The organism is Dehalobacter sp. TBBPA1 (genome assembly GCF_040931655.1).
In the GTDB taxonomy this organism is placed as follows: domain Bacteria; phylum Bacillota; class Desulfitobacteriia; order Desulfitobacteriales; family Syntrophobotulaceae; genus Dehalobacter; species Dehalobacter restrictus.
In genome coordinates this window covers 674,636-687,193 of record NZ_CP162385.1, presented here as the reverse complement: position 1 = coordinate 687,193, position 12,558 = coordinate 674,636, and the positions used below count along the sequence as shown (strand labels likewise).

Here is a 12,558-nt window from a genome sequence, read left to right as displayed (position 1 = left end):
ATTTTATTTCTCATAAACCTCGGGCTTCAAAACGCCAATATACGTGAGGTTCCTGTACATTTCGTCATAATCAAGCCCATAGCCGACTGCAAACTCATTTGGTATCACAAAGCCATTGTAATCAGGCTGAATATCGACCTGTCTCCGCTCCGGCTTGTCCAGAAGCGTGACAATCTTTAGGCTTAAGGGTTGTCTCCTGAGAAGGTTTTCCTTCAAGTATTTCAGCGTAAGCCCTGTATCAACAATATCCTCAACAATCAGCACGTGTTTGTCTTCGACACTGGTTTCCAGATCCTTCAGTAGTCTGACGGCTCCTGAAGAACGGTTGGAGCTCCCATAGCTTGAAACGGCCATGAAATCATATCTCAACGGAATTCTGATTTGCCGGATCAAATCTGCAAAAAAAGGCACAGCCCCTTTAAAAATACCAATGGTCAGAAGATCCTTGCCAAAATATTCGTTGGTAATCTGTTCACCCAGTTCGGCCACCCTTTTTTTTAGCTGTTCCTCGGTTATCAGCACCTTCGCAATCTTTCTTTCCATTCCTACCACTCCATTAAGCTATTACCACTGAATTATATCACAAGTTGAACAGGATAAAAAAGAAGATACTGCAAAAACTGCATTCGAACAGCGTTTTTGCAGTACCTTCTTTTATGAAGCCAGACATTTACTCTGCCGTTTCAGGCGGCTGGATTGAAATCTTTCTTCCGATATCCTTAAATTCCAGGATCAGGGTCATCGGTTCTCCGGTTTCTTTGTTTTGCGCTCTCACTTCAACCTGCGTTACAGTTTTGGTGCTTCTGGTGATATAGAGCGTGTACTCAAAACCGGTCCATAGAGTTTCCATCATCTGATTCTGTACACTTGGTTTTAGCGTGCATACCCAGCATTTCTTGCTGTTTAGTTCTTTCTCTCCTTTAAGCATCACCTCACCGATCTCTTTCAACTGCAGACTGGCCAAAGGGTTAAGCTCCACCAGAAAGACTTTTTGGGCAACTGATACATCGCTGAATTTTACCCACGCTTTGCTGAAAGGGTCCTTGTTGTAGAGAACATCACCCACCTTAATCATCTCAACTTTGCTTCCCGCCAGCTGACCCTGAATCTGAATGTTTTCACCGCTCTTATAGCCGGTAATCCTCGTCAGTAACCGCGCTTTGCCATCCACTGTCTGCTGCTGCGTTAAAGCATAAGAAAATGAATTGGCTTTGTTCAGGTTTTCCAGGCCCAAGATAACCAGCTGCTGCGGATCGGGCTGACGCATTATGGTAATCATTCCTCCAATGACGAACAAAAAAATGATGATGGAACCAACAATGATTTTCTTTTTCATGCCTTGCCCTCCTGGCGGAGTTCTTACTTAATATTATGACCGGCTAAATCAAGGTATTACTGGTAATTCCTGTTTGGGCTGAATTATCGATTATACGATTGCCTATTGGCAAATCCGAAATCAATGGATCAAATGCCGGGAGCCGCCATATCCACACCGGAAATTCGATGTCGGTGGCCGTTGTCTACGGTCGTGTAGAAATCCCAATTATGCGCATGCCATCCATTCTTCAGCGGAATTGAAGGGCTCGAAACAGCTTTGTAGTAATGCGTATGTCCATGCTCATACAAAACGAAATTTTCTGAATGATGAACATGACTATCACCGGTTGAAATAGCTATTCCCGAAATATCCAAGCATTGATGAGAATGCCCGTAATCGCAGGATGTATGCGTTGAACTTCCATGATTATGGTTTGGCGGGCTTTTCGCAGTTTGCACCATAAAAGATAACCTCCTCTTTCTATAAAATATTTTCAGAGGATATTTTTTGAGCATATTCTATTCTTCCATCTTTAACCAAATAAGTATTTAAGGTGCCAGCCCGCTTTTTATATGACTAAATTAGTAGGCCAAGTTCCTCTGCAAAGTTTTTTTGCGAGGAAAGATATTTGGCCATTCCTAACCTGTCCCCGAAAACAACGGAGATGCCCAAAGACGTTCACCGAACTCTCTAAAAAGACCATCCATCTCGGACAGTCTACTTAATTCTTAAGACAAACATTTTAAGTCTAAACTTGTATAACTAGCATATATACTACTACAAATATATTTAGAATAATAAATTTCTAAAGGTAAAGCAACCAATTCTTCTTGAGAGGAGGAATTGGACTATGACAAAACTCTATCAGACAATGATGATCATTTTTGGTTCCTGTTCCCTTCTTGTAAGCCTGATCGCTTTGATTATCCAAATAATTAAACTATGTATTTAATTAAAAACTTGCCTAGATCTAGCCTTATGTGTAAAAAGTAGCCGCCTACAAATTGAACTACTTTTTACACCAAGCAATATGGTTGCTTTGCCCATCTATAAGGGAAATTCCTTATAGATTTTTTGTTCACAATTTTATTTTATGAGATTGATTAACCATTTATGATAAGACAAAAAAAAGAAAGAGGCTTCCCAAAAGTTCAGCAAACTAATGAGAAACCTCTAACCGAAGGATTTATTATAACCCCTATACCAGGAGATTATTTTTATCACCTTCACGCTACCCCGTAGGGGATATTTTTTATCAGCGCATGATATATCAATGGGTTTGGTCTTTTCCTACATCATGCCGCCCATTCCGCCCATGCCACCCATGCCGCCCATGGCAGCTGCTGGATTTTCTTTCTCAGGCAGGTCGCAAACGAGGCACTCTGTGGTTAAGAGCATAGCGGAGATCGAAGCTGCGTGCTGCAGAGCCGAACGGGTTACTTTCGCCGGGTCAACGATACCGGCTGCAATCATATCCTCATAAACTTCAGTCATCGCGTTGAAGCCTACGCCTCTAGAGCTGTTGCGGACTTTTTCCACAACGACGGAACCTTCGAGACCAGCATTATTAGCAATCTGTCTGACAGGCTCTTCCAGTGCTTTACGGATAATAGCCACTCCGGTTTTCTGATCGCCGGATACGTCAACGTTATCAAGTGCAGCAATTGCATCAAGATAAGTTGTGCCGCCACCGGCAACAATGCCTTCTTCGACTGCGGCGCGAGTAGCTGCCAGAGCGTCCTCAATGCGCAGTTTCTTTTCTTTCATTTCAGTTTCGGTAGCTGCTCCAACCTGGATGACGGCAACGCCGCCGGCCAGTTTAGCCAGACGTTCCTGGAGTTTTTCTTTGTCATAGTCGGAGGTTGTTTCTTCAATCATTTTCTTGATGGATTCAACACGGGCACTGATAGCCTGTTGGTCGCCGTTGCCATCAACGATGGTTGTTTCTTCCTTGGTTATTTTGACCTGTCGGCAGCGTCCGAGCATATCCAGCGAAGTATTTTCCAGTTTGAGGCCGAGGTCTTCAGTGATGACCTGTCCGCCGGTCAGAACAGCAATGTCTTCGAGCATCGCTTTGCGGCGGTCTCCAAAACCGGGAGCCTTAACGCCTACGGCCGTAAAGGTTCCGCGGAGTTTATTGACAATCAGGGTAGCCATAGCTTCGCCTTCCAGATCTTCAGCGATGATCAGGAGCGGTCTGCCAGCCTGGACTACTTTTTCCAGAACAGGAAGGATATCTGCAATTGCACTGATCTTCTTGTCGGTGATCAGAATGAACGGATCGTTTAAGATAGCTTCCATTTTATCGGTATCGGTGATCATATAGGCGGAAACATACCCACGGTCAAACTGCATTCCTTCAACAACTTCCAGTTCAGTGGTCATGCCTTTGGCTTCTTCAACAGTGATAACACCGTCTTTGCCGACCTTTTCCATAGCCTCGGCAATCAGACTGCCGATCGTTGTATCAGAAGCGGAAATCGAAGCAACCTGAGCTATGGCTTCTTTGCTTTCTACAGTCTTGGCATTTGCTTTAACGTCAGCAACAATCGCTTCTACAGCTTTTTCAATACCGCGTTTGATTTCCATCGGATTAGCGCCGGCAGCAACGTTCTTCAGACCTTCACGAATAATGGCCTGAGCCAGAACGGTCGCTGTGGTCGTGCCGTCACCGGCTACATCGTTTGTCTTGGTAGCAACTTCTTTTACAAGCTGTGCTCCCATATTTTCAAACGGGTCTTCCAGATCAATATCTCTGGCGATCGTCACACCATCATTGGTGATTAGCGGGGAACCAAATTTTTTATCCAAAACAACATTGCGGCCTTTGGGTCCCAATGTAACGCGGACAGCTTCCGCAAGCTTATTGACACCACGCTCCATGGCATGGCGGGCATCTTCGTTAAAAATGATTTGTTTAGCCACCTAAATGTTCCTCCTTTAATTCTATCAAAAAATACTTTGGAATGTTATCTGATAAGTAATACTGGGCTGTTACTTAACCAATGACTGCCTGAATATCGGCTTCTCTTAAAATCAAATATTCGTTTCCGTCATATTTAACTTCTGTGCCGGCATATTTAGAATAAATCACGCGGTCGCCGACGTTAACTTCCATTGGGATTCTTTCCCCTTTTTCAACTTTTCCAGGACCTACGGCAATCACTTCGCCTTCCTGAGGCTTTTCTTTTGCGGTGTCGGGCATAATGATCCCGCTCTTAGTTCTTTCCTCAGACGGGACCGCTTTAATAATTACCCTGTCAGCCAACGGTTTGAGTTTCATAAAATAATTTCCCTCCTTGAAACCTTTATATTTTTATATTTCGCTTTATTGTTAGCACTCAATCAAGATGAGTGCTAATACCTAGGTATAATAATATGCAACGTCTGGTAGTATTGCAACCCCATCCACGCATAACTACGGACGATTAGAATTGATTATCACTTATTTTCTTCATCAATCTTTAAATTGCTATAACGCTTAATAAATACGTTATATAGAATAACCGTAATTTTCCTTATTTATTCATTACTGTTAGCAGATTTTAATCAAAAAAATTTTCTCCGGTACGGATCCGGCGGAAGTCCTCAACAGCGGTCACCCAGATGACGCCGTCGCCAAATTTACCGGTTAGGGCATTCTCCCTGATGGTTTCCTGAACGCTTTCACTTTCCGAATCATTGACAATGATTTCGAGTTTGACTTTGGGCAGCAGCCGGACGGATACTTCCGTTCCGCGGTAAACCTCGGTGATATTCCCTTTCTGCCTTCCCCAGCCAAGTACCTGAGATACGGTAATCCCGCTGATTCCCAAATTACTGAGCGCCTTTTCCACTTGGTCAAGTTTATTGCTGCGAATTACTGCCTCAATCTTTTTCATTCCAACCTCCCCAAAGCATTATTGGATTTTTTGTAAAATGAGTTCCCACTCCTGAGGCGTATTGACATTCAGGAAACTTTCCTCGATCATTTCCTTCAGCATGCTGCCTTCCATCTCCTCAGAAATATCCACGATCTTATGCCTGCATTCATCAGCAATATCAAATAGACGCAGTTTGTCCTCTTTAATCCGTTTCTCGACAACTTTAAGCACTTTTTTGTGGTAAAAGGCGTGCAGCGGATGTAGTCTGTCCCGAACATACGGGAGAACCAACTTATAATCCTCAATCCGTTCATAAATATAGGCAATGGCTTCACTGTTTAAGAACGGCATATCACAGGCAGCCACGAAGACATAGTCATACTTAGCCACCGGAAGGACGGAATACAGCCCGCCCATCGGCCCTTTACCTTTGATTTGGTCGGCAACCGCCTGATAACCGTATCCAGAATATTGTTCAGGCTCCCTGCAGCTGATAAGGACTTCACTACAGATACTGTCCAGCACTTCCAGATTTCTTTCCAGAAGCGGTTTTCCGCCTATCTCAAGGAATGCCTTGTTCTGGCCCATTCTTTTGCTTTCTCCTCCGGCAAATAGCACTCCTGTGATCTCCAGCTTTTTCTTTTCCACGCCCATCTACCTTCAAACATATTCAGACGTTACTATTTAGACGTTCCCTGCGAAATACCTTCTAATACTTGTAAACCCTAAAATAATTATAATGGTATATCAGGTACTAAGTCTGTACTTAATAATCTACCATATTTTCAGTGGAAATTACATAAATTATTTTCCTCAATAAAGCTCAAAGATCTTAAAAATTAACTATTTTATGTCTTAGAAAAATAGATTCAAGTTTGATTCCTCAGACTTGGCAAGCATTGTGGCAACACCGCCGATTTCTACGCCATCGATCAGTTCTTCCTTCTTGATGCCCATCACATCCATCGACATGGAGCAGGCTACGATCTTAATACCCATTTTCATCGCATTGTGCAGCAGTTCTTCTAAACTATCAACATTTTTCTTTTTCATGACATACTTGATCATTCTCGCACCCATACCACCCATATTCATATTGGAGATAGGCAGTTTTCTTGGTCCGCGGGGCATCATGATGCCAAAGGCTTTCTCCAGGGAATCCTTGCTTACCTTAGGCGCGTCATGTTTCTTAAGAATATTCAGCCCCCAAAATGTGAAAAACATCGTCACTTCTTTACCCATGGATGCCGCACCGGTTGCAATGATAAATGAGGCCAAGGCTTTATCCATATTCTGCTCGAATACAATCAGCGTCGCGCCCTTGGGTTTTTCCTCCACCACAACGTTTACCTGCGGCTGGTCGGCGGGCTTCACGCTTCCTTTGCGCAGATAGGCTTTCAGATAATCCCCGTTTAATTCTGTTTTAAGCAGCGTATTGCCGGTCTTGCTGCACCAGGCCTCAATATCCCTCGCAAAGCCGGGATCCGTAACCAAGATTTCCAGGACCTGGCCTCCTTCTAGGAGTTTCATATTTTCAAATACCTGTTTGATCGGTCCAGGACACTGTAGACCACAACAGTCGATCACTTTATCCGCTGCGATTTTGGCCTCCGGGGATTCGGTAAAAGCTTTTCCGGTATCATCAACTTTTACCGCTCCTTTATCCTTCTTTTCAACCGCCCAGTAAACACTGGTATACGTCCGGAAACCTCCGTCAAGGTTGATCGGGTCATAACCATGCTGTTGAAGGATCCTAGCCGCAATATATCCCCTAAGGCCAATCTGGCACGTCAGGTAAACCGGCTTATCTTTGGGCAACTCCCCAAGCCTCTTTCTGAGCTCCGGAAGCGGGATATTGATTGACCCGTTGATCTTGCCCAGTTCTACTTCTTCAGGTTGCCTGACGTCAACCAAAATGTTTCCAGCAGCGACAATATCGTCGATTTCATGGTATTGAACAGTCTTGACCATATGATCCAGCAAATTGGCCGCGGCATACCCAATCATATTGACCGGGTCTTTCCCTGAGGAATAAGGCGGTGCATAGGCCAATTCCAGATCCTGAAGGTCATAAACCGTTAAATTGCCTTTGATAGCCGTTGCAATCACATCAATTCTCTTTTCTGCACCCTTGCGCCCGACGGCCTGCGCACCAAGTATTTTGCCGTCTTCAGTAAAGACCATCTTCATATCGAGCACCGTCGAACCCGGATAGTATCCGGCATGGGAATTCGGGTGAATATGAATGACCCTATACGGTATTCCCATTTTAGCTGCTGTTTTTTCATTGATGCCCGTGGAAGCGGCCGTCAAATCAAATACTTTGGCAACAGAAGTTCCTAGAGTCCCCCGGTAAGGCTTACGGTTGCCATACAAATTGTCGGCCAGAAGCCTGCCCTGTCTGTTTGCCGGCCAGGCCAGAGGTATGTTTGTCGGAAGTCCTGTGACATAGTTTTTTACTTCAATCGCATCACCGATTGCATAGATGTTTTCATCACTGGTCTGCAGATATCCATTGACCCGGATAGCTCCTCTTTCGCCGGTCTCCAGGCCGGCCTGAACAGCGAGCATGTTTTCCGGACGAACGCCGATAGCCATCACAATCATATCTGCTTCAATCTCCTGGCTGCTCTGAAGATAGACCTTTGATCCTTCAAGCTTCACGACACTGTCCTTAAGAATCATCCTGACACCTTTTTCGCGGAGATGGGTGTGCAGAAGACTCGCTATTTCATAATCCAGTGAGGGCTGTACCTGATCGGTAGCTTCAACCAGATAGACATCAAGGTTACGTTCTTTCAGGTTTTCGGCCATTTCCAGGCCGATAAATCCGCCGCCTACAACGACCGCTGTTTTGGCCTGATTTTGATCAATATAACTGTCAATGGCTTCGGCATCGGGAATTGTTCGAAGCGAGAATACCCTCGGGTTTCCGGTGATGCCCTCAATCCCCGGAACGATAGGACTCGCTCCGGGCGAAAGAATTAGAATATCATAGCTTTCCTCATAGACGACACCCGTGTCGAGGTTTTTTACCTGGATCTTTTTATCCTGCCGATTAATCGCGATTACTTCTGATTTTGTCCGGATGTCCAGATTGAATCTGTTTGTCATTCCTTTAACGGTCTGGACAAGAAGTTTATCCCGTCCTTTAATCACGCCTCCAATAAAATAGGGCAGTCCGCAATTCGCAAAAGAAATATGTTCGCCTCTTTCGAATATAACAATTTCCGATTTTTCATCGAGTCTTCTTAATCTTGCAGCAGTGGTTGCTCCTCCAGCCACCCCACCGACAATCACAATTTTTTTACGCATTAGATAACGACCTCCTCGACCCTATATTATTTTCAATAATTTATTTTTTAGTTTAATTGGCTTAATATTCAAATTCAAATATTTAGCATCATTCGAAAAACATCAGATGGATCAGCTTTTTCACTAGCGGATTCTGAACCGAGTAAAAAACCTCGAGTCCTTCGCGTCTACCCCTTATGATCCCCTTATTTCTCAACGCAGATAGGTGCTGAGAAATTGTCGACTGCGGAATACTCAGACAATTCTGCATGCTCATTACATTGTTTTCCCCATTTTCCATCAGGCCTTTGACAATGCAAAGCCGGACAGGGTGGGAAAGTACTTTTAATATATCCGCCTTTTCTTCGAAATAAACCGGATTATCCTTATAAGTCAACAAGCAAATCCCCTCCATATTCTTATATTTGAATATTAAGATATATAAATATATTTGTCAATTCTATCATTACCGTTATTCATTCTTTTCTTTCCTCTATCCGTAAATTCTATTTTTGTGATGCTAAAAAACCGCACCTCCTACTGAAGATGCGGGGCGAATCATCATAAACGGGTCTGCTTCCCTATCCGAAACAGCTTATTCCTATGCAGCCTGCGCCAGCGTGAGTTCCAATCACAGGGCCCAGCGAAAATACCACAATTTCTTTTGGCACATATTCTTTGAGAATGATCTGTCTAAATTCCTCCAGACTCTCAGGTGCTGCAGCCTGCGCAATACAAATTCTCTTATTATTTAAATCCACATGGTTGTTTTTTAGGTTCTCCAGAATCCAAAAGAAGGCTTTCTTTCTTCCTCTGGCTTTTCCTACGACAATGACCGCTCCGTCTTTGATAGAAATAATTGGCTTAATACCCAGGATACTGCCGGCAAATGCACTGGTCGCTGATAGTCTTCCGCCTTTTTTCAGATTCTCTAGATTGTCAATAACGCCATAGAATTGAACCTGATCTTTCAGAATCTCAATTGTTTGAACAATATCCTCCGCACTTTTACCTGCAGCAGCCATCTCGGCTGCCTCAACGACCAATAGTCCAAGTCCGAAAGTAGCGCTATTAGAGTCGATTACATAGATTCTGCCCTTATTTATGATCTCCCTGGCCATTACAGCGGAATTATACGTTCCGCTCAGCTTGGAAGAAATAAAAATACCGATGATTTCATCGCCTTGGTCTACATGTTTGGTAAATTCCTCGACAAACTCACCCGGATTCACCTGGGCTGTCGTCGGTAGTTCTTTATGTCTTGCCATTTTGGCATAAAACTCTTCATTGGTAATATCAACGCCGTCTCTATATTCCTCTTCCCCAAACAGGACTTTCAACGACACGACAATAATGTTATATTTCTCTATCAAATAGCCGGGGAGATCACTTGTACTGTCCGTAATAATTCTAACTGACATTCTTTCCAACCTCCCGTGTCTGTGCAGCTTGCTCTGTTATTTTTCTCTTTTTTTCAAATTGTACTTGACCTTAAAATACCCGTTAATATTTTCGAGAGCCGAGACAAGTACTTCCATTTCCTCATCCGAAAGTCGGGAAATGGTTGTTTGGATCATTTCATCATGAAACCCGGCGTGATGCTTATAAGCCTGTACACCTTTGTCGGTAAGAGAAACTAGCACAATCCGTCGGTCATCATCACTTCTGATCCGGTTCACATAGCTTTTCTGCACAAGGTTGTTAACCGAAAAGGTAAGAGTCCCGATCGTAATGTCCAAGTCTCTGGCTACAGAAGACATGTTGCGCTTTGTGAGGCCAATTGCTTCAATTACATGTATTTCTGTAATAGAGAGGTCGCTAAATTCATTCTCCTTAAGGGACAGTTCTTCGATTTGGAGAATGTCGTTGAATAGTTTTACCAGGAGTTCATTTAAAGTCCCATAAAGATTATTCATAAAGCACCACTTACCATCATACTTCTTTGTTTTGACGCTCAAACTAAATTAGTTTTACTATATGTCAGGCCAATGTTTTTGTCAATTCGAAATATATTTTTTAGAAATAATTTTTAAAAAATACCATAAAACCCCTTGGATTATGAACATACCTCAGACAAGCCGAATAATATAAAAAGACAAGTCGATGCTGTGACACAAGAAGAAAGGGGACCATACAATGCTTCAACAGGTTATCCGTACGCAGGAAGTAGATTCGTCAGAGTCTTTCCCTGTCCTCAGATTGATTGGTGCAATTGCTGCCGCTGGTCTGGGGTTATTTTTAGTTGCCTGGCCTTCAATCGTTAACCCAATCGCGATTCTGGCCGGTCTGATCTTGCTGCTTCTCGGAGTCGTCATTTTCCGTTTGAGTTTCTAAAGGGATATGCAGTTTGCGGCTGTCCAAATATTTTTGGGGCAGCCCATGTTCCTCTTATCTTATTAAAGCCCTCTGGGCCCTATCTTCATCTTAAGAGGAGGAATTTCAATGTCATTGCTTTTTGATCAACGGTTGGGCGGCTGTTGCTGTAATCGTTACCCTTTCCCCCCTGGACCACCTTTGCCCCCTATTCCGCCTGTTCCGCCACATCCACCTGTTCCACCGATTCCGCCAGTCCCCCCACCGCCTGTTATTGGTTTTATCCCGGGATTGATAGCCGGAGTTGTTTTAGCAAGTTTATTCCTTATTATTAACTTTTTTATCTTTTCTCCGGTATTAATCATCGCCTTTGTCATCTTGCTTATTGCATTGATCATTTTAGCCCTCAGATAAGCGCAGTTTCGGAATAGGGAACACAAACAGCAACGTCTGGTCTTACGGAGGATTCCTTGCCAGGAACCCTCCTCTTTTAATATACACAAACCATGCCAAAGAAAGTCCATTTCAAAAAGCGCCGGATTTGCGAGCAATTCAATAAATGCCGGTTCATTCGCGGCAGTCAAAAAACTCTGGTATGTACGTCAGGTACAAAACCAGAGTTTGAATAACTGCGCTAGAACTTTACTTGAAGTGTTTCGAGAACCTGATTAATCGGATTAATAATTGTACTTTGATTTGAGCCGGCAAATAGCAGACCTACAGCCCTGTTTCTGTGATCCACAACCAAGGATCCACTGTCGCCCGGTTCAGACATTTTGGAAGCAATGATCTGTTTTTCAAATAACAGAATTCTACCTTCTCCATAATTGACTTTTACTGTTGAATTAATTGCTCTGATTTTGCCAATCGTTAGTCCTGTAGTTCTCCCTGATTTTTTTACCGTCATGCCGGATGCGGCCTCAGTCACACCCGTAACTTTACCGATCTCCAATATTTCCGGACTCACAGCGGCGGCACTTACCGGTTTGGCCACAGCGCAGTCCACGCAATTCGGATTAGGGTAAACATTTAATGCCGCATACCTTGCAAGATAACCGATAGCCTCATTTGAACCATCTATTCCTGCCGGTTGAGTAATTAGATCGTTGATTGAGGCCCGGGCATTGCTCATCATCGATGTGTTCGCCAAGACATGATTATTGGATAAGATCAGGGGCTGGCTGCTTTTTTGATCATAGACTAACGCTCCAAAGGTTCCGGCTCTTCCCTGATAATGACCAATACTGACACCCGGGACTGCAGGTCTGATCAAAGAAGTCCTGCTGACCGCCGAAGAACCTCCCCGTTCTTTAATTAGCCATCTCCAGAGGCTCAGGAAGTCACCAGCATTTATTCTTTCTTTGGTTGTAGCTCTTGCATTAAAATTGGAGGTCAGGTTTTTGTGCAGGGTTTTGGGGAAATTTTTCGCGGGATTCCCCACGAGGTTTCGAAGGAAAACAATGAACCCTTGTGCTGCTGCGCGCCTGCCACTGGCTTCATTGTGAGCAAAAATTTCCCCAATTTCGATGACATCGGTGAGTATATTGTTAATCAAATTTGGTACACATTCATTGTCCCTGAGTTCCGAGCGGGGAATCTTTTTCTCGACAAAAACAAGTAATGCTTCCGTTCCCGTCGGATGACCATTGGTTTCTTTAATCCCGTTACCAAAGCCTATGACTCCGGGCATTGCCAACATTTCTTGCAGCTGATCGTTCATTGGACACCTTTCCTTTTTTCCATATCCTATGAGAAAAAAGGACAATCGGT

14 protein-coding genes are annotated in these 12,558 nt (G+C 43.8%); 1 reads left to right on the top strand and 13 read right to left on the bottom strand.

Annotated features, from left to right (window positions below; genetic code table 11):
• Positions 1–3: 3 nt before the first annotated feature.
• The 11 genes from hpt to AB3489_RS03305 all read right to left on the bottom strand — a co-directional run bounded on the left by hpt (position 4) and on the right by AB3489_RS03305 (position 10,391).
• Positions 4–543 (bottom strand): hypoxanthine phosphoribosyltransferase, encoded by a 540-nt coding sequence (gene hpt / locus AB3489_RS03355; protein WP_015043658.1) that lies wholly within the window; start codon positions 541–543, stop codon positions 4–6.
• 127 nt (positions 544–670) lie between these two features.
• Complete coding sequence (locus AB3489_RS03350; protein ID WP_019225301.1) at positions 671–1,336, bottom strand: hypothetical protein; 666 nt, start codon at positions 1,334–1,336, stop codon at positions 671–673.
• A gap of 128 nt (positions 1,337–1,464) precedes the next feature.
• The gene (locus tag AB3489_RS03345; RefSeq protein ID WP_368293937.1) at positions 1,465–1,779 is read right to left on the bottom strand and encodes a YmaF family protein; all 315 of its coding nucleotides are present in this window, start codon (positions 1,777–1,779) and stop codon (positions 1,465–1,467) included.
• An 829-nt stretch (positions 1,780–2,608) separates the two neighbouring features.
• Positions 2,609–4,243 carry a chaperonin GroEL gene (gene groL, locus AB3489_RS03340; protein ID WP_019225298.1) on the bottom strand — a complete coding sequence of 545 codons (1,635 nt, stop codon included), beginning with the start codon at positions 4,241–4,243 and terminating at the stop codon, positions 2,609–2,611.
• A 73-nt stretch (positions 4,244–4,316) separates the two neighbouring features.
• Positions 4,317–4,601 (bottom strand): co-chaperone GroES, encoded by a 285-nt coding sequence (groES, locus tag AB3489_RS03335; protein WP_015043663.1) that lies wholly within the window; start codon positions 4,599–4,601, stop codon positions 4,317–4,319.
• A 262-nt stretch (positions 4,602–4,863) separates the two neighbouring features.
• On the bottom strand, positions 4,864–5,199 hold the full coding sequence (locus AB3489_RS03330) for a P-II family nitrogen regulator (RefSeq protein WP_368293936.1): 336 nt from the start codon (positions 5,197–5,199) through the stop codon (positions 4,864–4,866).
• A gap of 18 nt (positions 5,200–5,217) precedes the next feature.
• Positions 5,218–5,835 carry a molybdenum cofactor guanylyltransferase gene (locus AB3489_RS03325; protein ID WP_368293935.1) on the bottom strand — a complete coding sequence of 206 codons (618 nt, stop codon included), beginning with the start codon at positions 5,833–5,835 and terminating at the stop codon, positions 5,218–5,220.
• 201 nt (positions 5,836–6,036) lie between these two features.
• A complete protein-coding gene (locus AB3489_RS03320) occupies positions 6,037–8,496 on the bottom strand; it encodes a CoA-disulfide reductase (RefSeq protein ID WP_368293934.1) in 2,460 nt (819 codons plus the stop codon).
• 88 nt (positions 8,497–8,584) lie between these two features.
• Complete coding sequence (locus AB3489_RS03315) at positions 8,585–8,875, bottom strand: ArsR/SmtB family transcription factor (RefSeq protein ID WP_368293932.1); 291 nt, start codon at positions 8,873–8,875, stop codon at positions 8,585–8,587.
• 181 nt (positions 8,876–9,056) lie between these two features.
• Entirely contained in the window at positions 9,057–9,896 is an 840-nt protein-coding gene (locus tag AB3489_RS03310; RefSeq protein WP_019225293.1) for a DegV family protein, read from the bottom strand.
• A gap of 36 nt (positions 9,897–9,932) precedes the next feature.
• Positions 9,933–10,391: a MarR family winged helix-turn-helix transcriptional regulator gene (locus tag AB3489_RS03305; RefSeq protein WP_368293931.1), complete on the bottom strand. Its 459-nt coding sequence runs from the start codon at positions 10,389–10,391 to the stop codon at positions 9,933–9,935.
• 220 nt (positions 10,392–10,611) lie between these two features.
• Between AB3489_RS03305 and AB3489_RS03300 the strand changes: the two genes are divergently transcribed.
• Complete coding sequence (locus AB3489_RS03300) at positions 10,612–10,809, top strand: hypothetical protein (RefSeq protein ID WP_015043670.1); 198 nt, start codon at positions 10,612–10,614, stop codon at positions 10,807–10,809.
• A 155-nt stretch (positions 10,810–10,964) separates the two neighbouring features.
• Here the strand turns inward: AB3489_RS03300 and AB3489_RS03295 are convergent, their stop codons facing one another.
• Both AB3489_RS03295 and AB3489_RS03290 read right to left on the bottom strand, forming a co-directional pair.
• Entirely contained in the window at positions 10,965–11,186 is a 222-nt protein-coding gene (locus AB3489_RS03295) for a hypothetical protein (protein WP_025206043.1), read from the bottom strand.
• A gap of 236 nt (positions 11,187–11,422) precedes the next feature.
• Complete coding sequence (locus AB3489_RS03290; RefSeq protein ID WP_019225290.1) at positions 11,423–12,508, bottom strand: hypothetical protein; 1,086 nt, start codon at positions 12,506–12,508, stop codon at positions 11,423–11,425.
• Between the last annotated feature and the right edge of the window lie 50 nt (positions 12,509–12,558).

Coding starts and splice junctions, on each gene's coding strand:
- AB3489_RS03325 (WP_368293935.1), bottom strand. CDS start 5,835: ATGGGCGTGGAAAAGAAAAAGCTGGAGATCACAGGAGTGCTATTTGCC.
- groES (WP_015043663.1), bottom strand. CDS start 4,601: ATGAAACTCAAACCGTTGGCTGACAGGGTAATTATTAAAGCGGTCCCG.
- AB3489_RS03330 (WP_368293936.1), bottom strand. CDS start 5,199: ATGAAAAAGATTGAGGCAGTAATTCGCAGCAATAAACTTGACCAAGTG.
- AB3489_RS03320 (WP_368293934.1), bottom strand. CDS start 8,496: ATGCGTAAAAAAATTGTGATTGTCGGTGGGGTGGCTGGAGGAGCAACC.
- AB3489_RS03295 (WP_025206043.1), bottom strand. CDS start 11,186: ATGATCAATGCAATAAGCAAGATGACAAAGGCGATGATTAATACCGGA.
- AB3489_RS03310 (WP_019225293.1), bottom strand. CDS start 9,896: ATGTCAGTTAGAATTATTACGGACAGTACAAGTGATCTCCCCGGCTAT.
- hpt (WP_015043658.1), bottom strand. CDS start 543: ATGGAAAGAAAGATTGCGAAGGTGCTGATAACCGAGGAACAGCTAAAA.
- AB3489_RS03305 (WP_368293931.1), bottom strand. CDS start 10,391: ATGAATAATCTTTATGGGACTTTAAATGAACTCCTGGTAAAACTATTC.
- AB3489_RS03345 (WP_368293937.1), bottom strand. CDS start 1,779: ATGGTGCAAACTGCGAAAAGCCCGCCAAACCATAATCATGGAAGTTCA.
- AB3489_RS03290 (WP_019225290.1), bottom strand. CDS start 12,508: ATGAACGATCAGCTGCAAGAAATGTTGGCAATGCCCGGAGTCATAGGC.
- AB3489_RS03350 (WP_019225301.1), bottom strand. CDS start 1,336: ATGAAAAAGAAAATCATTGTTGGTTCCATCATCATTTTTTTGTTCGTC.
- AB3489_RS03300 (WP_015043670.1), top strand. CDS start 10,612: ATGCTTCAACAGGTTATCCGTACGCAGGAAGTAGATTCGTCAGAGTCT.